24 protein-coding genes are annotated in these 18611 nt (G+C 39.5%); 12 read left to right on the top strand and 12 right to left on the bottom strand.

What is annotated here, in order from left to right:
• The first annotated feature begins 128 nt into the window (after positions 1 to 128).
• From ABIC84_RS16165 to ABIC84_RS16120, 10 genes are all read left to right on the top strand, one after another.
• Positions 129 to 764 (top strand): hypothetical protein, encoded by a 636-nt coding sequence (locus ABIC84_RS16165; protein ID WP_429264224.1) that lies wholly within the window; start codon positions 129 to 131, stop codon positions 762 to 764.
• A 168-nt stretch (positions 765 to 932) separates the two neighbouring features.
• Entirely contained in the window at positions 933 to 2018 is a 1086-nt protein-coding gene (locus ABIC84_RS16160; RefSeq protein ID WP_426585503.1) for a Glu/Leu/Phe/Val family dehydrogenase, read from the top strand.
• 57 nt (positions 2019 to 2075) lie between these two features.
• Complete coding sequence (gene nusB / locus ABIC84_RS16155) at positions 2076 to 3023, top strand: transcription antitermination factor NusB (protein WP_429264223.1); 948 nt, start codon at positions 2076 to 2078, stop codon at positions 3021 to 3023.
• 9 nt (positions 3024 to 3032) lie between these two features.
• Entirely contained in the window at positions 3033 to 3473 is a 441-nt protein-coding gene (locus ABIC84_RS16150; protein ID WP_091175205.1) for a DUF1573 domain-containing protein, read from the top strand.
• 16 nt (positions 3474 to 3489) lie between these two features.
• On the top strand, positions 3490 to 3819 hold the full coding sequence (gene yajC, locus ABIC84_RS16145; RefSeq protein ID WP_112657676.1) for a preprotein translocase subunit YajC: 330 nt from the start codon (positions 3490 to 3492) through the stop codon (positions 3817 to 3819).
• A 164-nt stretch (positions 3820 to 3983) separates the two neighbouring features.
• Positions 3984 to 4934 (top strand): CdaR family protein, encoded by a 951-nt coding sequence (locus ABIC84_RS16140; protein ID WP_429264222.1) that lies wholly within the window; start codon positions 3984 to 3986, stop codon positions 4932 to 4934.
• Positions 4934 to 5530, top strand: a complete 597-nt coding sequence (coaE, locus tag ABIC84_RS16135) for a dephospho-CoA kinase (protein ID WP_429264221.1) — start codon at positions 4934 to 4936, stop codon at positions 5528 to 5530. Before ABIC84_RS16140 ends, coaE begins: the two co-directional genes overlap by 1 nt.
• Entirely contained in the window at positions 5530 to 6468 is a 939-nt protein-coding gene (locus tag ABIC84_RS16130) for an MBL fold metallo-hydrolase (protein ID WP_429264220.1), read from the top strand. Before coaE ends, ABIC84_RS16130 begins: the two co-directional genes overlap by 1 nt.
• Positions 6468 to 6644, top strand: a complete 177-nt coding sequence (locus ABIC84_RS16125) for a DUF5522 domain-containing protein (RefSeq protein WP_429264219.1) — start codon at positions 6468 to 6470, stop codon at positions 6642 to 6644. The genes ABIC84_RS16130 and ABIC84_RS16125 overlap by 1 nt, the downstream gene beginning before the upstream one ends.
• Before the next feature lie 57 nt (positions 6645 to 6701).
• On the top strand, positions 6702 to 7151 hold the full coding sequence (locus tag ABIC84_RS16120) for a MarR family winged helix-turn-helix transcriptional regulator (RefSeq protein ID WP_091175216.1): 450 nt from the start codon (positions 6702 to 6704) through the stop codon (positions 7149 to 7151).
• 356 nt (positions 7152 to 7507) lie between these two features.
• On the opposite strand, the gene ABIC84_RS16115 is transcribed toward ABIC84_RS16120, so the two are convergent.
• Genes ABIC84_RS16115 through ABIC84_RS16105 form a run of 3 tightly spaced genes read right to left on the bottom strand, consistent with a single transcriptional unit; the run spans position 7508 to position 10142 of the window.
• Complete coding sequence (locus ABIC84_RS16115; protein ID WP_429264218.1) at positions 7508 to 8596, bottom strand: family 10 glycosylhydrolase; 1089 nt, start codon at positions 8594 to 8596, stop codon at positions 7508 to 7510.
• Positions 8593 to 9729, bottom strand: coding sequence for a carbohydrate-binding family 9-like protein (locus ABIC84_RS16110; RefSeq protein WP_429264217.1), 1137 nt, complete (start codon positions 9727 to 9729; stop codon positions 8593 to 8595). Before ABIC84_RS16110 ends, ABIC84_RS16115 begins: the two co-directional genes overlap by 4 nt.
• Positions 9726 to 10142 (bottom strand): EVE domain-containing protein, encoded by a 417-nt coding sequence (locus ABIC84_RS16105; RefSeq protein WP_429264216.1) that lies wholly within the window; start codon positions 10140 to 10142, stop codon positions 9726 to 9728. The genes ABIC84_RS16110 and ABIC84_RS16105 overlap by 4 nt, the downstream gene beginning before the upstream one ends.
• 78 nt (positions 10143 to 10220) lie before the next feature.
• On the opposite strand from ABIC84_RS16105, the gene ABIC84_RS16100 reads away from it, so the two are divergent.
• The gene (locus tag ABIC84_RS16100; protein WP_429264215.1) at positions 10221 to 11426 is read left to right on the top strand and encodes a site-specific integrase; all 1206 of its coding nucleotides are present in this window, start codon (positions 10221 to 10223) and stop codon (positions 11424 to 11426) included.
• Between the two features lie 204 nt (positions 11427 to 11630).
• Here ABIC84_RS16100 and ABIC84_RS16095 read toward each other — a convergent pair whose 3' ends face one another.
• The 3 genes from ABIC84_RS16095 to ABIC84_RS16085 all read right to left on the bottom strand — a co-directional run bounded on the left by ABIC84_RS16095 (position 11631) and on the right by ABIC84_RS16085 (position 13178).
• Positions 11631 to 12491, bottom strand: coding sequence for a hypothetical protein (locus tag ABIC84_RS16095; RefSeq protein WP_429264214.1), 861 nt, complete (start codon positions 12489 to 12491; stop codon positions 11631 to 11633).
• 103 nt (positions 12492 to 12594) lie between these two features.
• Entirely contained in the window at positions 12595 to 12855 is a 261-nt protein-coding gene (locus ABIC84_RS16090; RefSeq protein ID WP_429264213.1) for a hypothetical protein, read from the bottom strand.
• A complete protein-coding gene (locus ABIC84_RS16085; RefSeq protein WP_429264212.1) occupies positions 12852 to 13178 on the bottom strand; it encodes a hypothetical protein in 327 nt (108 codons plus the stop codon). Before ABIC84_RS16085 ends, ABIC84_RS16090 begins: the two co-directional genes overlap by 4 nt.
• A gap of 77 nt (positions 13179 to 13255) precedes the next feature.
• On the opposite strand from ABIC84_RS16085, the gene ABIC84_RS16080 reads away from it, so the two are divergent.
• Positions 13256 to 13990, top strand: a complete 735-nt coding sequence (locus ABIC84_RS16080; protein ID WP_429264211.1) for a hypothetical protein — start codon at positions 13256 to 13258, stop codon at positions 13988 to 13990.
• An 81-nt stretch (positions 13991 to 14071) separates the two neighbouring features.
• On the opposite strand, the gene ABIC84_RS16075 is transcribed toward ABIC84_RS16080, so the two are convergent.
• From ABIC84_RS16075 to ABIC84_RS16050, 6 genes are all read right to left on the bottom strand, one after another.
• Positions 14072 to 14515: a phage holin family protein gene (locus ABIC84_RS16075; protein ID WP_429264210.1), complete on the bottom strand. Its 444-nt coding sequence runs from the start codon at positions 14513 to 14515 to the stop codon at positions 14072 to 14074.
• Positions 14516 to 14523: 8 nt separating this feature from the next.
• On the bottom strand, positions 14524 to 14970 hold the full coding sequence (locus ABIC84_RS16070) for a lysozyme (protein ID WP_429264209.1): 447 nt from the start codon (positions 14968 to 14970) through the stop codon (positions 14524 to 14526).
• Positions 14971 to 15210: 240 nt separating this feature from the next.
• Positions 15211 to 15711, bottom strand: coding sequence for a hypothetical protein (locus ABIC84_RS16065; protein ID WP_429264208.1), 501 nt, complete (start codon positions 15709 to 15711; stop codon positions 15211 to 15213).
• Complete coding sequence (locus ABIC84_RS16060; RefSeq protein ID WP_429264207.1) at positions 15711 to 16292, bottom strand: hypothetical protein; 582 nt, start codon at positions 16290 to 16292, stop codon at positions 15711 to 15713. Before ABIC84_RS16060 ends, ABIC84_RS16065 begins: the two co-directional genes overlap by 1 nt.
• On the bottom strand, positions 16292 to 18196 hold the full coding sequence (locus tag ABIC84_RS16055) for a hypothetical protein (protein ID WP_429264206.1): 1905 nt from the start codon (positions 18194 to 18196) through the stop codon (positions 16292 to 16294). Before ABIC84_RS16055 ends, ABIC84_RS16060 begins: the two co-directional genes overlap by 1 nt.
• Complete coding sequence (locus tag ABIC84_RS16050; protein ID WP_429264205.1) at positions 18196 to 18546, bottom strand: hypothetical protein; 351 nt, start codon at positions 18544 to 18546, stop codon at positions 18196 to 18198. The genes ABIC84_RS16055 and ABIC84_RS16050 overlap by 1 nt, the downstream gene beginning before the upstream one ends.
• Positions 18547 to 18611: the final 65 nt, after the last annotated feature.

Here is an 18611-nt window from a genome sequence, read left to right as displayed (position 1 = left end):
CGCTAACGGCCGTTCATACTTATTTAATAATCATTTCATACATGCTCTTAACTTAATATCTTTGTTAGTATACGCACAAAGCAAGTGTTAATCGTTTTCGTTATTTCCTACAAATAATAATTATAAAATTGAAAAATTTCCTGTTCGATACTGTCGCGATTGATGCTGAAGAGATACAATTACTTGAAGATACCTACAAAGAGCTTAAAATAAAATTCAAAATCGGCGTGCCTGATCAATCCGAACAGTTCATCAACAAATTTGAAATATTTAATAACATTCCGGGCGCAAGGTTAGGAGGTACTTTACTTATCAACCATCCTTCGGTGAATTGTTATTTAAACTTTGTCAAATTTAGCTACCAAAATAGTATGGGCGGCCGGGGTGGTAAAGGAGGCCAGGTTACCCAGTATGATAAATACCAGGTATGGGCTTTTGCCGATTTAAAATCAGACTTCGGTAGGATATTAATCAGAAGAGAAACATTTACTGATAAGATATTAGAGATAATCCACCCCGTTGAACTTAAATTTAATGATGACAGGGTCTTCAGCAATCTTTTCTACGTTGTTGCTAACGACAGAGAGAAAGCTAAAGCGGCCATGACTAAAGCTTTTAGGAAGATCCTTGTTGAAATGATGTACAAAGATTTTGTGATAGAGATCATCAACACGGTTATGGTTATACGAACAATTCAACCGGTAACCCCCGATCATACAATATCTTTAGCTGAGTTTATAAATAAAATATCACAGTTAACTTAAATTAAAAATACCAGCCCTGTGCTGATTTTATTAGCTTTCAGCTTTGCGCATTCTGCTTTTAGCTTTAATATAATAGATATTTCATACGCACTCCCAACTTAATATCTTTGCCAGTATTAAAAAAAACCTCTACTTTTGTGCGCTTAAAGACATTTACTTATAGTACTAATGCCTGAACAACATCCACCGGAATCCATATTTAACCAGCTTGACGCTTTCGGGCATAAGAAAGTTGTTTTTTGTACCGATCCTGATACCCATCTGAAAGCTATTATCGCAATCCATAATACAACGCTTGGCCCTGCTTTTGGCGGCGTACGTATGTGGGCCTATAAAACCGAAGGTGATGCCCTTAACGATGTGTTGCGTTTAGCCAAAAGCATGACCTATAAAGCAGCGATAGCGGGCCTTAACCTTGGCGGCGGCTATTCGGTGATCATCGGCGATTCGCGCCAGGACAAAAACGAAGCTTTACTGCGTAAATTTGGCCGGTTTATCAAAAACCTTAACGGCGAATTTATCGCTGCTGAAGACGTAGGCACCAACCCCCGCGATATGGAGTACATTAAAATGGAAACCAACCATGTTACCGGCGCTCCTGAAAACATCGGCGGCAGCGGTGACCCTTCGCCAATAACAGCGCTGGGCGTTTTGATGGGCATTAAGGCTTGTGTTAGGGAAATGTACGGCAGCGACAGCTTAACAGGCAAATCGGTTATTGTACAGGGCATTGGCCATGTGGGCGAAAACCTGGTACGCCTGCTTAGGGACGAAAATGTAAAAGTTTACGCCAGCGATATTAATGAGGAACGCGTAAGCCAGATCTCTAAAAAGTATGGTGCGCAACCGGTATCAAATAATAATATTTTTGATATCGATGCCGATATTTACGCCCCCTGCGCTATGGGCGGTACAGTAAATGATCAAACCATTGCTAAATTAAAATGCGGCATTATTGCAGGTTCGGCCAATAACCAACTGCTTGACGAGAGTGTGCACGGGCAAATGTTGCTTGATAAAGGGGTTCTCTTTGCCCCCGATTATGTGATCAACGCGGGTGGTATTATTACCGGTTATTCGGAGTTGATGAATTTCAATAAAAAGCGTACCTTACAGCTTACAGAAAATATTTATGAGGCTACGCGCAATGTGTTAAAGCTGTCAAAGGCCGAAAACATTCCAACCATTAGCGCTGCCAATAAAATAGCCGAAAAACGCATTGAAGACATCAGAAAAGTAAAATCATCCTATTAAAACAATTAATTTTTATATAAACCGTTTGCATAAGCAAACCAAATCGTTCTTACAAAAATGTTAAACAGAAGGCACCTCCGGGTAAAGGTATTACAGGCACTGTACGCGTATCATCAATCAGATACGAAAGATGTTAAGCTATTCGAGAAAAACATGCTAAACAGCATTGACCAGGTTTACGAAATGTATATCTGGATGCTATCATTAATTAATGAAGTAGTAAGTTTTGCCGCGAATGACGCGCAGGAACGCGCCAACAAACACCTCCCTACCGCCGATGACTTAAATGCAAACCTAAAGATCCTAACTAACAGGTTTATCCTGAGCCTGAACGATAATAAGGAATACATTACAGCCTGGAAAAAGTATAAAGTTGACTGGACCTTTGAGCCCGAACTTGCAAAATCACTTTTTATTATCCTTAAAAACTCGCCTGAGTATGCCGAATATCTTGCCAAAACAGGCGATACACTGCAAACAGACAAGGATATCATCAAATTCATTTTCAAAAAAGTTATCCTTAAATCATCATTAGCCGAGCAGGTTTTTGAAGACAGGTTTATTTTTTGGCCTGTTGATAAAGACGTGCTCCAGGCGCTTATTGCCAAAACGTTCAAAAACTTTTCGCACGATGATTACAAGCTTAACCAACTTGCCGAAATTACCGGCAACTGGGTTGAGGACCGTGAGTTTGTGGTAAACCTGTTTCAGCAAAGCATCAGGTACAATGAGGCCTACCATGAGCTGATAGCCGCTAAAACCCAAAACTGGGAGCCCGAGCGTATTGCCATGATGGATACCCTGTTAATGAAAATGGCTATAACCGAGTTTATTAACTTCAATTCTATCCCGGTTAAAGTTACTATAAACGAGTATCTTGAAATATCAAAAGAGTTTAGCACGCCTAAGAGTAATTCATTTATAAACGGTATCTTGGACAAGATTTTAATAGAGCTTAAAGCCGAAAACAAAATCAAAAAGATAGGCCGCGGCTTAATAGAATAATATTAAAAAATGAAAAAACTATTTTTAAGCTTAGTAGCAGCAGGCATGTTATTATCGGCCTGTAATAGCAGCAACGGCAACACAGCCGATAACGCTTCAAAAGCTAATGCCGATAGCGCCGCAACCGCGGCTAACGCGCCGGTAGCTAAATTTGAAAAGGAAAGCCACGATTTCGGCAAGATCAAAGAAGGCGACAAAGTATCGTATGATTTCAAGTTCACCAATACCGGTAAATCGCCATTAATTATTACCAATGCGCGTGCTACCTGTGGCTGTACTACCCCTACCTGGCCAAAAGCCCCGGTTAAACCCGGCGAAAGCGGCGTGATCAGCGTTACTTTTAACAGCGCCGGTAAAAGCGGTTTACAGGATAAACAAATAACCGTTACGGCAAACACCCAGCCTGCCGAAACTATGGTGCATTTAATTGGCGAGGTGTTAAAAAAATAACAATTAATTTAAACAAATGATAGCTACTATTTTATTACAGGCTTCAAGCGGCGGCTTAGGTAGCTACGGTTCATTAGTACCAATGGTACTGATTATCGTGGTGTTTTACTTCTTTATGATCCGCCCGCAGGTTAAAAAGCAAAAAGATCAAAAAAAATACGTTGAAGAACTTAAAAAAGGCGACAGGGTTATAACTACAGCCGGCATCCACGGCCGTATCGTTGATTTAAACGAAACCACATTTTTGGTTGAGGTTGAAAACGGCAAGATCCGTTTTGATAAATCGGCCATATCGCTTGATGCATCAAAAGCACTGAATACACCTGCGGTTGAAAAGAAAGCGTAATTGAGGTGAAAGGATAAAGGTTAAAGGCGAAAGGTAGGGCCTTAACGCGAAACCAGAAAACTTTTACTCAGATAAAATAAACAATGACGAAAGGTTAAAGGAAAAGGAATGCATGAAAGTGCTTGACCTTTCACCTTTAACCTTTCGCCTTTAACCTAAAAGGAATGGCAATAGTAAAATTATCGGCAACAGAACGCAGGCGGCTCTCGGTATTTTTTACCTGTTTGTCGCTGGCTATCATTGCCTGGATTTTTACTACTCTTTCCGATCCGCTTCCTTATCGGGTAAAAAAGGTTTTAACTTTTAAAAACGCGCCGCAAAGGCGGGCTTTTCATTCGCTGCAGCCCGATACTGTTGATGCAACCATACAGGGTACCGGCTGGCAAATGCTGTTTTCCAGGCTCAACAGCGATAATAAGCCGCTAACTGTTGATCTCCGCTCGCTCGAAACCCGAAATTATGTGGTTATTGACAGCATGCAACTTAAACAGATCAATATAGGGAAAGACCCGGCCAACCGGATCTTATCCATTGACCCGGATACGCTTTATTTTGATTTCAGTAACCGCCTTATCAAAAAGGTGCCAGTTCAGCTTACCATGGGCGTTAGCTATCAAAAGCAATTTGCTGTATCGGGTAACATAACGGTGAGGCCTGCTTATGTTACTGTGAGCGGCCCTATTGAACGCCTGAAGCAAATCACCTCGTGGAAAACAGACTCGCTTAAATTCAGTGATGTTAATGAAACCATTAATACCAGGGTTAACTTAAAGCCCAGCAATGAGGGCAACCTGAATGTTTATCCGCGCTCGGTACAGGCCATCATCCCTGTTGATGAATTTACCGAAAAAACACTGGAGATCCCCGTGAAGTTGATCAATAACAATAACTATTACACCGTAAAAGTATTTCCGCAAAAAATTAAAGTAACTTTTACTACATCTTTAAACCGGTATGCCGATATTGATGAAGACCTGTTTGAAGCCGTTGCCGATCTTAACCTGTGGCGCGATAAGGGTTATACGGCCCTGCCGGTAAAACTTATCCATATGCCTCCCTTTTGTAAAATAGTAAAGATTGCCCCTGCCAATATTGACTTCTACATAAAAAAATAATGCTTAAAATAGGTTTAACCGGTAACATAGGCAGCGGCAAAACTACCGTAGCCCAGGTATTTGAATTGCTTGGCATCCCTGTTTTTTATGCCGATGACGAAGCCAAAAAAGTAATGGTTGCCGACCGGCTGCTTATTGAAGGTATTAAACAAACTTTTGGTCCGCAGGCTTATTTTGATGATGGCAGCCTTAACCGCAAATATATATCGGGGATAGTTTTTAACAACAAAGCCGAACTTGAAAAGCTTAACGCCCTGGTACATCCTGCCGTGTTCAGGGCTTTTGATAGTTTTGACCGGCTGCACAAGGATGCTCCCTACGTGATCCGGGAAGCGGCCATTTTGTTTGAAAGCGGCTCATACAAAATGTGCGACAGGGCCATCATGATCACCGCTCCGCTTGAAGTCCGCATTGCCCGCGTTATAGAGCGCGACGGCATTAGCCGGGCCGATGTTGAAAGCCGCGAGGCCCGCCAGCTATCGCAGGAGGAAAAGCTGAAACTGGCCAATGATGTAATTATTAACGACGGTAAACAGCTGGTTATACCCCAGGTACTGGCCTTGCATGAACTGTACTTATCGCTTGATAGCAATTAATGATACTTGACGATTTTGTTTCTTTTGACGAAAAAGGGCTGTACTGCAAATACGGCGACTTTTATATCGATCCGCAACAGCCGGTAAAAACGGCTGTAATATCCCATGCCCATGCCGATCATGCCATAAGTGGTAACAACAACGTTTACTGCACCCGCGCCACAGCAAGCATTATGCAACTGCGGTATGACCGTACCGCCGCCAAAGTGTTTAACATAGCTGCCTTTAACCAGCCATTTGAAGTGGGCAGAGTTAGGGTAACACTGATCCCGGCGGGGCATATGCTTGGTTCGGCACAAATACTGATGGAGTATGACGGCGCAAGGTATTTATACACCGGCGACTATAAGCTACAGCCCGATGCCACCTGCGAACCTATTGAATGGGTTAACACCGATGTGCTGATCACCGAAAGCACCTTCGCCAATCCGGCTGTTATCCATCCCGACCCGGTGAGTGAGATCCGTAAGATCAACGATATTAAAAGCAATATTTTACTTGGTGCATATGCGCTGGGTAAAAGCCAGCGGTTGATCAACCTCATTACCGAACATGCACCGCAAAAAAAGATCCTGGTACATCATAAAATAATGCCTATCAATGCCATTTATGAAAAGATGGGCTTCCATCCCGGTAAGTATCAAATTTACGGGCGCAAACTGATGAAGGTGCAGGATGAGTTTGTTTACATTGTGCCGCCCTTTACTTTTGATAGCTACATCAGGGCCACGGGAGTGAAACGCCTTTTTGCATCGGGATGGAAAAACCTGCAGGTTAACAACCAGGATACCCTCTTTATATCCGACCATGTGGACTGGAACGATATCCTGCAAACCATCGCCAACACCAAACCCAAACAGGTGTGGACGCTTCACGGTAAGGGCGAGCATCTGAAAGCTTATTTTAAAGATGATATCTTTGTAAAAATTCTGAACTGATGTTGCAGGAAGGCATTGATTATTATATCAACGAAGACGGCAATTTCGTTTTTACCGAAGCCTACCATTTAAAGCGGGGCTATTGCTGTAAAAACAAGTGCCTACATTGCCCCTGGAGTTATGGCAAGGTAAAATTGTTTGGAAATAACACTGAATCAAGCGATAGCGATAAATAAATCAATGTTAAATTAAAAATAATTAAACATATTTGCATCCCATTCATTACTATTACTATGCGAATAGAAGACGAAATACAAAGTACCAATTTTGAAGACAACTACCACAAAGTAGCCATTAACGTGGCGTACACGCAAGGTTGGCTGGCTAACTATTTTCGTTGTCATTTTGAAAAACATAATATTACCCAGCAGCAGTTCAATATACTGCGAATCCTGCGCGGCCAATATCCTAAACCGGCTACCATAAATTTATTGAAGGAAAGGATGATCGACAAGATGTCGGATGCATCGCGCATCGTTGACCGCCTTGTTCAAAAAGGACTGGTATCACGCTGCACCAATAATAAAGACAGGCGCGCCGTAGATATCCGCATCAGCGAAGAAGGCCTTGCAACACTTTCAAAAATGGACGCCGAGTTTAAAACAAAAGAGATCCTGAGCAATAACCTCACCGAAGATGAAGCCGCGACCCTAAGCGATCTGTTGGACAAAATGCGGGGATAGGTTTTTTTGGTGAAAGGGAAAAGGTTAAAGGCGAAAGGTTTATTGCCTTTAAATTCAAAATAAAAACATGTCATGTTCCCTCAGGGTCTCTCGCAGAGGACCCTGAGGTTCGCCGCGTTCAAAGACAACATCTAACAGATATTTAAAACAACGGATCTGCATAACTTATACATCAGGGTTCTCTGCGAGAGACCCTGATGGGACGGTAAATTGCGAAACATGGCAATTGCATGCTATACAGAGTGGATCAGCAGAACAAATCCGTCATTGCAAGGTACGAAGCAATCGCGAACTTTACAGAGTCGCTCTGCTGGTCGGGGATTGCTTCGTACCTCGCAATGACGGGGCGGTATATATTACGAAGCCTTAAAAGCCGCAACTTCATCCTTCAGTATCGCCAATACTTCCGGCCTTACATTACCAAAGAAAGACACACCCATGGCACCGTTTTTAAGCGCCACCTGGATGCCGGTACGGATTTCGTCATCGCTTTTAAAATCAGATAAATACAGCCCGGCATATAGCGGAAACCTGCCTGCCAGGAAATGTACGCCTTCGGCTACGGCATTGCCTATCCAGCTTACGCCCTCCTTGTAAAAGCCGTGATATATCATGGGGCAAATGCCGTCCATGTTCCAGTTTGTCCAGTCCTGCCTTACATTGCGGCGGGCTACTTCGGGAGTTGGGAATACGGCCGCAGTTATTTGTTTTTTATGCTGATGGGCAACGGTCGAAATACCATTAACCACCCGGGTAATGTTATTATACCTGAACAAACGCCATGAAAGGCTGGCTTCGGGGTATTGGATCTGATCGAGGTCCTGGTTATATTCTTCCTTGAATTTGGCTTTGCAAACATCGCAGTAGCAAAAGTCATATTCGGGCAACTCTTTGGTTTGCTCAATTTTATATTTATCCCAAAGATTTACCGGTAACACAACATCGCAGTAACGCACGTAATCCAGGTGGATGCCATCGATATAATCTTTAGCCAAAATATCATCGACAGTTTTGGTTAAATACTCCTGTACTTCGGGGCGCGACGGGCACAGCCAGCGATAATACTGCACATACGGCGGATGATCGGCACATGATTCGCCCTTGCGGTTTTTGCTATACCATTCAGGCTTTTCGTTTACCAGTTCGGCACGGTTAAAAGTCCAGATCCAGCGGTGGGCCTCCAGGCCTTTAGCTTTAGCGGCACGAAAATGGCGTTCGCTATCGTTCTCGAAAAATATGCCGGTAATGCCCGATGCTTTGTAGGAAGCATAGCGGGTGGCCAGATCATCATCTGTATCTTTGGGGTTAGGGTTGATCCATACCCAGTTTTTCATGGTTTTTTTCTTACTGCTTTTGGCAGTTTCAACAGCGGCATTGCTTGCTAAGGGCAACTGGGCAGCCACGCCGGCCAGTAAACCGGCCTTTAAAAATTCGCGCTTATTCATGGAGTTTTAGGGATTATCTGTTGCTGCACCAGGCCGTCCTGGTCAATTTTATAGATTGCTTTGGTTTTAATATCAGCAATATAAGCTATAAACTGATGGGCAGTTGCTTCCAACTTAAGCTCGTTAGCATGGCCAGCTACTGTTACCTTATTTTCAACACCCAGGTTGTTTAACAAGGTGCAGTATTCGTGATGATCTTTAAACCACTGCTTTTGCTTGTAATAAACCAGCCACAGGTATTTCTTTTGCTCTTCGGCATAAGGCATTTTAAACGTCGCGTCATCAGCCTCATGATCGCTGAAGAGAAGGTAGCCCCAGCGTTCGGGGTAATGCATGTTGATAAGCCCCTGGTTGCTCCAAACCCAGTTATGCTCCGGCAAACTATGCCCGGTATTATCCTGTAGTTTCACATATTCGCCGTTCTGCACCTTAGTATCATACTGCACCCGCGAAAAATTGATACGCCATAAAGTACCATCCTTTATCACAGCGCGGTTAAAGCCACCGGCTATGGCTTTAAATGGGATAGCCATTTCAACCGTCCAGCCTTTATCCGTATCCGTAGGATCATTCAGTGTGCCCTCAACTTTTACCGCCGACCGTAAGCCGTGCGCATCCCAACCGGTTACCGCGGCGCCGTTGTTACGGTAGGGTTTGTTCAAAAACAAATCGAAAATGGTATTGAGGGCATTCACCTCAATTTCAAAATAATTATGCGCGCTGTTGGCAGGATCGATAAATAGCTCAAAATCATTGTCTTTGTAAACAATATCATCATGATGGCTAAGCGTAGCCCAAACATTAGGATCTTTGATCCGGGCTGCTACATACAGGCAGCTATCGTCCCAAAGCATTTTAACATTGGTTTGCAGGGGCGGCTGCGGTTTGAGGCGGCCTTCAATATCCTGGAAATCCCGGGTCCATTTGGCCTGCTGCCATACAGCATCTTCCAGATCGCCATCAATTACCGGCGCTTGCTTTACATGTTTCGCAACATAGCCGTAAGGGGTGGTAAACAGATCGGGAAAGGCGCTGAAAGCATCCTGCGCTTTTGCAAGTCCCGGCAGTACCAATAAAACGGCGACAAGGCCCGACTTAACAAAACAACCCGTTAAGATGCTTCCACATTTCATTTACTGCCCAGCGCTAAGATGTAATCAAACTCTTCGCGCTTTACCCCCATTACCGATAAACGCCCCTGCCTTACCAGGCCTATATCCTGCAATTTAGGGTCGGCTTTGATCTGCTCAAGGGTTACCGGGGTTTTCAGGGCTTCAACCGGGGCCAGGTCAACCACCACCCAATTGGTATCATCGGTTGTGGGGTCCTGGTAAGCTTCCTTAACAACTTTGGCTATGCCTACTATCTCTTTTCCTTCATTGCTGTGGTAAAATAGCACCAGGTCACCCTCCTTCATTTCCCTCAGGTTATTGCGTGCCTGGTAATTGCGCACACCATCCCAAAAGGTACGACCATCCTTATTAAATTTTTCCCAGCTGTATTTAAAGGGCTCACTCTTAACTAACCAAAAACGTTCGTTTTTCATATCGAGAAGGCGGTTTTTAGGTTAACAGGGAACAAACGAGGGAATAAAATATTCATAAAAAACGTAACTTTACAAAAAATGAAAGAGAAAAAAAGCCAGACAATTTTACTTGCCACTTTCGAGGGAATTGAGTTTAATTTATACATTCCAGTCATACGGGATAAAGATAATAAGCCGTTTGTTTATTTTAACTTTCTCAACCCGGAAACTAACAAAAATAAAAAAATAACTAAATCGGTTGGGCTTGATCGGCAAGGCGATGTTAAAACTTTAAAAAAACAAGGCAAAGCTTTAGCTGATGATCTGATTGATCTTTTAAGTAAGGGATGGAATCCGGTAAGCGGTACTTTCAATGATCTGCCTATTACACCACTATCTCCAATTGTTGAGTGCATGACGTATTGGTTAAAAACACGGGTTGAAGATAATACGTTAAAAAGAATAGGTGATACAGCTTTGAAAAATAACACCTTCCTGATAAACTATCTAAGAAAATGGTTAACAGCTAAAAACTTTTTATACCGCAAAGCCAACACCTTTACGTATTTGGATATTGATAACTTTTTGCAAACTACAGCGCAAGAGCGTGGTTGGGGTAAAGTAACTTATAATGTATATCGTACCGATTTAAGCACGATGTTTAAATTTTTGGTGGTAAAGAAAATCTGCAAAGAAAATCCGGTTACAGGTTCAGAAAAGAAAAACACTAAAAATGATGATTCCCGATTTGTAATTTATAAAGAGGATGAATTAAAACAGGTGGTTAAATTGTTGGCTGCTGATGAAAGTTTTAAAGAGTTATATATCGGTTCAAAGATTTTATATTACTTAAACATACGTCCAATTGAAATGACCCGGATACTTGTTAAAGATATCGATTTTGAAAAAAGAATATTGTCGTTAGATCATACCAGAACTAAGAATGAGCAAGATGCTAAATGGCAATTGAACGACGAACTTTTTATGTTATTGGATGAATTGGTAGCAAATCAACCAAAAGACTATTTTGTTTTTGGCAAGCATAATAAACCAAGACCTACGCAAGCACATACAGACTTTTTTGGGCAACGTTGGAGAGCCTTTAGAAAAAAATATAATTTGTCTGACCATTTAAAGTACTACGCCCTGAAACATAGCGCCGATTGGTACGATTTAGAAGATGGTTTGTCACTTCAAAAAATTAGTGAACGAAACAGACATGCTAACCCTACGGTTACAGTAGCATATGTTGAACAGCGATTAAATAAGAAAATTATTCAACCGTCAACCAGTTCAAAATTTTAACATGAAAAGGGGATTCTAAGAATCCCTTTTTTAGTCAACACCGTTTACTTTACTACCTGCCGGGGGTTCTTTAATCCTGTTTTCCGGTACTATGTCCGGATTAAGATCTTTATTTTTTCTTTTTCTTAACATTAGAAGTATAGCCACAATTACAACTAATAATCAGCAATTGCAATTGGTTTCATTCTATCCAGATAACGCTAATTACATATCTAAAATATTCAACATATTTCTAAGATTTAAAATTTCTTCTTCTGCAATTGAAGGTAAGTTATGCCAATTCAAGCTGCTATTTTCAAAAATTGGGCTACTTGATGGGTGTATTTGTTTTAGGTATTGAAGAGAATTATTTGAATAACTTTCAAAAAATTTATTCGAATTTGTGCTCATAACAAACATTATTAAATTACCCATTATAATCATTGTGGTTTGAGCATACTTTTTGACGTATTGCAATGACTCAAATTCAATAAAATCGTGATGAATATGAGTATGTCTATCGTTGTTTGGTGGATTTCTACCTATCCAAATTTTCCAATTTTTTGGCACTTGCTTGTTGTCTTGAAATTCCCTAAGCTGAGCCAATGGTATTCTCTTTTTAGCTTCATCATCAAATTCGGCTACCATAGTAGTCATCACAATCCATAGGTTCAACTTCGCAATATCATCAGTAGTTAACGTTATGTTATTGTCCTTTATTAAAGATGTAAGTATGGGTTTAGTTTCTTGTTGTAAAACGCTCATCCATCCATTGTTGCATTTAGCACATACTATAAGAAGTTTATGAGAGAAAAGAGGGCCATTTTTTTTATTTGTATCGGGTCGGAATATAACTTTATCCGGCAAAAAATCGATACTTGTTCTATCTGCTACTTTATTTAAAGAAAAGTCGATATTCAAAACTGATTTAAGCCAATCAGGAAAGATATGTTCTCTTGTTAATGGAAGGCCTTTGCAAAACACGCATTTCCTTTGCTCTTGCTTGGGGGGTTTAGGTAATTTGTTACTCATTGTTATAAGGCTTAAACTAATCAAATCTACTTGATTTAAATTACTAACAAGCATTGAAACACTGATTTTTCTTTCAGGCAAGGACTGACTATTACGAAAAATATTTTGCAGCGAGACAAGCAATGATTGAGCAACGCCTTTAACGCTTACTGATGATTTAGGTAGCTTTTCGAATGGTAAAGTCTCTTAACTGTCCCGGTGTCCAAATAGTAAAATCAACGTTATATTTCAATTCTCTAATCCGACCGATACATTCAATAATCATTGGATGAACAACTGCAAAAGCTTCATTAAAGCTTTTATGAGTATCAGGTAAAGTAATCTTGATGCGGTCATCAACTACTGATACCAAAGTGTTAAAAGGCGGGGGTAATTCCTGATTTAAATACACCCTAATCATATTTAGATAATTATTCATTTATAGGTTTGCCCAAAATCTTTTGGCGTTTGATTGAAATAGGCAAATACTTTTTCGGCAAACTCCTGCAATTTTAAAGAAGTTTTATTGATATCCTTTATCCTCATTTTTATTTCATTTCGGGGATCACACATCTGATAATAAGTCAATACAGTTCTGGTATTATCTCCGTGAACAATTAAATCCATTTTACCCTGAATTTCAAATTCTTCCGGGGTCATCCAATGGCCGGATTGTTTATTATAGAACCAACACCCCCGTTCACGGGCTTTATCCGCATTTACTTTCAGTTCTTTTTCAATTGTATCAAACATCCTTGCCATATTACAAAGCTATACTAAAATTATTAGCATTGAAAAGAGGTATCGAAAATTTTTATATTTGACTAACTTTTTCATCGATGTCAAAAAATAAAAAAATCCAGATTAACGTTAAAGGTGATTTTATTAATAGTACAAATCAATCTGGGGGTACAACCGCTAAGAATGTAATCAATCAAGAACAGTCATCGAAAGAAAAGGAAACTAAGAAATGGTGGGAGAAACAGTGGTTTGCTGTTTTTGCAATAATCACAGGGATTGCTACACTATTAGGATTCGCCGGTCTTCAATTTCATTGGTTGGATAGGAATAACAGATCTACGATTGACAGCCTATCTGTAGTAAAAAAGGCAAAACCAGAACCTATTCTCAGGGTAAAATTTAAACAAGATTCGGTAATCAACGCACAGAAACGAATAAATAAAAAGAAAAATATGTTTGACAAAGAAAAGCAAAATCACATTACAATAAATGGTGACGTAGTTACATCAAATGGACAAACTGGTGGTGTAACCGCCCATACAGTCATTTATCAAAATGGTATCCCGTTACCCTCTCCCCGGCATTTAAATTCAGATGATATTAACAGATTAAATGCTTTAGATAAATCTAAATTAATAATAGTGACGATATGTATGTTGGAAGGAGAAGCAAATCAATATGGCGTTGAAATTGTCAATTACCTACAAGGAAACGGTTTTAAGATTCAAGTAAATGGATACCAACAGCTTTTCGGCGGTGGTTTAAATAAAAGATTCGATATTAACACACCCGATGATGACAAGATAGATGTAACTGTGCCTGTACAGAAATAAATTAAGTGTATAAAGGCTACTTTTTAAGATTTAAGCACACCCAATACCGTAGTAATTACCCCGGATAGGGCTTCTAAAATCTTAGTTAGTTTTATCATCTTTTTTGTTTTCTGGTTTTAATTTCGTGTTGAAGTAATCAGACACTTTAGCCTGTACTATAGTCCATAAATCTATCCCGGTTAAGACAGAAACATTTTCTAACAAACTTTTAAACTCAGTTAAGGTAATATAGCCCCCGATTAATTTTGTTAGATATAAGGATGTTCCCGGAAAGAATGTAATCTCAATAAAAAATGAAGCTAATACTGCTACTGAATAACAAGCAAATTTGATTGTAGTATCCCTCATTCGTTTGCTTGTTAGAGGTTCATTCAATTTCTTACATTTCGCTATTCCAGTAAAGAAATCAAAAGCAAGTAAAGTATAAATCAGGTACAGAAAAGGGTGGACAGGTGTAATGAACACCAAAAACCACAAAAGATACTTATTGCCAAAAGCGAGTAGACCATCAAAAAATTTTATCATTGTTAAGTTTAGGTTTTTAAATATAAATCGGCTTCATCTTTACGCCGTTTTACTAAGGTTGAGTTTATTACGCCCCCGGCTTTATTCCACATAGCAAAAGCAGCCCGGATTAAATCAGGTGAAGCCCCGGTGTTAATGCGTTTAACCAAAGTTGATTTGGCAAATCCCGCTGAACCTATGTTGTAAGCCAGAGAAACAAGGGCATTAAATTGATGCTGATTGATGGGTACGGTAATAGCAGCAGTAACGGCTTTTTCAAAACGTTGAACTACATTAAAGAAAAGATCATCACATTGGGCTTGAGTGATGGTATCACCTTCTTTTACTGCTGTACCGTTGGGATAATAAGTACAACCTATACCGATAGTCCAAACGCCTACAACATCTTTGTAAGCATGAAGGATAATCCCTTCATGCTCTTTTATAAATTCCAACCCTTCTTTATCAATTTTCACGTTGATAAATATTAGACAGCAGGGGCATTATAAACACTAAAATTTACTTCTTCTTCTTCATTTTAAACGACCATTTCCCAATTTTAACAACGAGGTCAAATTCTAATTGCTTTAAAAATTTACAGGCTAAATAAATGAATTGCATATTGCAAGCTTTATGTCTACAGTAGGAATTATGCCTACATACATGTATATATATAACTTGACTGCTTGTTTACTTTAGGCTAAAAAAAAAACTTGTTATTGAAATTCCGGGGTAAATTGAACATCAAATAATGTTAAAGCCGTATCTATGTTATCATCAGTTGGGATAATACAACTATTGGCCTCCCTGAACTGGTTGAAGGATACAACAAATACACAACCCGCTACCCTATCAACGTTTCCGTTGCTAAACTTCTGAATATTCACATTTTCGTTAATTTCATAATCTACATCGTACTGGTATTGATTAGCAAAATATGTTACCATATCATCCGCAATCAGGTTCATATCTGACCAGATGCCAATTTCAGCGTTTGGTACATTCGGGTCAAATAAATCAGCTAATGTAATTTCAAACTGATGTACCACATTCTTATCCTGAATATTTTGAGTTACATACTCGATGTGTGCAACCGGATAAACGATGTTTGATTCAGCATTAAAATTGAACTCATTGCCTGTACTAACCGTGTTGATCTGGTTATGACTGGTAAAGAAATCCGCAATAAGTTTGAGGTATTGATTTATCGAAATCATTAGTATACCCTTCTCCGGTAGTAGCCGGTTTTATAAGTTGATGCTTTATAGGCTGCTTCATGATCGAATGTATCATCTGAAATATAAATGCCTGTGAAACTTAATGTAGAATCTTTATCGGTTACACAATTGGTATCAGTTTCGGGGTCTTCATCAGTTTTTATATAGTCAATCAATCGCTTTTTATAAGCATCTTTTTTTGCTAAATAGGTGCTTCTTAAAGCATCTATATCGCTTTTATCGGCTGTTGAAGCATTATCATCATTAAGTTTTTGTACTCCCTTATTTGATACTTTGTAATGCAGCGGGTTCAGACTATTGAGCAAAGCCCCGTAAAGCATAAACGGCTTAATATACCGCAACAATTCAGTATCAATATCAGGGATAGTATAACCGGATATTGTAGTAGCCGATACAATTTCATTATTAAGCCTTTTATAAACAGGTGTACCTATCAGGGGTTCAACTTCCAACTCCTGAAATTCTAATATTGACTGGTTTAAAATTTTTTCATCAACATTAGATTGTATGATGCTATTTTCTTTAAGATAATCTACCGAAATAAATGTAATCTGTCTCATTATTGGCTCTCTCCTTTCCTAATCACTCTCACTTTATTCCAATAATGTCTGCACTGATTTTCAGCCAGTTGGGTTGCAGTATTAAACCACCATCCCCCGGCGTGTTGAAACACATCATACCCAAAAATTTCACTCATTTTCTGAATTTCAGAACGGGTATATAATCTGTCAAAATCGATTAGTTGTTTGCAGAAGTCCCTACTGGTTTTAAGCAACGGTTTACCTGCTACTTCCGGCCTCTTTTTATACTCATAAAGTACTTCTACAGTACGAGGATTTTGAGCCTTTACAGGCGCACTTTGTACGCTATCACCTACTACTTTAGCTGTTATTAAATTAGCATCTGTAAGGGCTGCAATGCGCTGTGACAGGTCATCAGTTGTTATACTAATACCCAAATCTTTTTTAATTCCTGCTTTGATTTCTGATAAGCTTTTACCGTTAATCGGGGTTTTGATTAGATAGTTTTCAATGTCCTTATCATCATCAAATTGCAGATCAATTTTTTTGAATTGCTCAAATGAATGGGCTTCAAATTCCTGTTTTGATAACAGGGTATACCCCTCCCGGTGGCTACCTAAATGCTTGATTTTATCAAAGTCTTCCACTTTTAAAACCCTACCATTTTTATACTGGTTATCATCGTTTTCGGCTTCAAAGTTGGCCGGGGCTGTTTCTGCTTTGGTAATGGTTAAAAGCTTTTGACCTTCACCTCCCGGTAACGGTGATCTATTATCTAATGAACGTAATTCATCAATAGTCAAAACCTTTTCACGGGTAGTATCCGATAACTCAGCCATAAGGATATTTGATTTATCCTTGAACTCGATAGCAGGTAATCCGGCATCAGCTAAAAGCTTGTTAAAGGCACTTTCAATAACATTCCTGTTATCCTTAACAAATACGTTTTTAAATACCTGATAAGCCTTTTCAATTTCCTGACCGTTACCACCTAAACCGCCCTCCTGTTCAATGCCAAAAAGTATTCTACTGGTTGCCTGATGTGCAGTTAGGATATGTTCAATGTTTGCTTTACGGGCAAAATCCAACTTGTCAGTATAATCAGAAGATGATATACTATCAACCTGTAGCCCTTTTTCAGAACCCATATCATTATAATTGATAAGGAATTTCTTACCGGAGGCACCGGAATAATCAGTAGTTAGTTTTCTTTCAAATTCTCTGGCTTGTTCTTCGGTTGGAGTACCTTTGAAAAAGCTTAAAATTACTGAGGGGCTAAAACCGTCTTCTAAATTTGATTTAATAAAATTCTGCAAAAGAACTTCACTAACCATACTGGTTATAGCAGGCTGATACGATGCTTCTGCATACACATTGTTAGCTGATGGTACATACCCCTGAAACATGAAAATCTTATTTTGCTTATCCGGGTTGTTGCCTTTAGTCCACCTGTCATAACTCCTAACGACACGTTTTTGCTGCCAATCCGGGCTTATCCAAAATTTAGTTTTAGCGTAGTTACACCGCATATAATTTGCCGGGATATGATTAAAGTATAAAGGCTTATTGTTCAATACATCATATTGAACTTCTAAAATGAACGTATTGAAGATGATGTAATCCTGTACACATTTTCTAACTACTTCCTCAAAAGAATCGACCAGATTAATATTAAAATCAGCAGGTTTACCAGTTTCTTTAATTACGATACCATCACCTAAAATGTAATTAGCTTTACTTAAAGAAATTGAACGGTGCAATGGTACTTCTGCCAAAAGTTTCAAAAGAAAATTAGGGTATAGGTTATTGTCACCATACCACACATAGGTTTCATCAGTAGTACCCTGCCTTAATTCCTTTGGTAGTGGTGTAACAGTTCTACTAAAATTGATTACAGCAGCTTTAAATTTATTTTCATCACCCTGCACTAAATCTTTACTCATTAATAAATTATATATTCATTGGTATCTGTATTTGGCGGTGTAACATATTCTGTAGCTTCTAAATCTTTGATTAAAAGTTTACCTGATTCAATAGCTAAATCACTATCGGCGGTCAAAATAGAATAGGTGTAATAGCCGGAGGCCATATCATCAAATACTGAGGTGGCAATCAGATACAAATCATATCTTTCAGGTGCAGGTGAATTGTTCACAGGCAGTGTAAAGTTGTATTCAAACCTTGAAGCATCATTTTTTAACTTAACTACATAGGCTGTATCGGCTACTCCGGTGGTTTCGGTTAAGGTTAAAATGATTCGTTGAACAGGTTTTGATTTATCGATTACCAACATTTGTTTTTGATAAATATTAGCCTCCCGGATATTTAAGGCAATAAAAAACCTCCACCGGAATTGGC

It is taken from the genome of Mucilaginibacter sp. 3215, assembly GCF_050433785.1.
Classification (GTDB): domain Bacteria; phylum Bacteroidota; class Bacteroidia; order Sphingobacteriales; family Sphingobacteriaceae; genus Mucilaginibacter.
The sequence above is the reverse complement of the archived record's forward strand: the minus strand, read 5'-3'. Positions and strand labels throughout refer to the sequence as shown.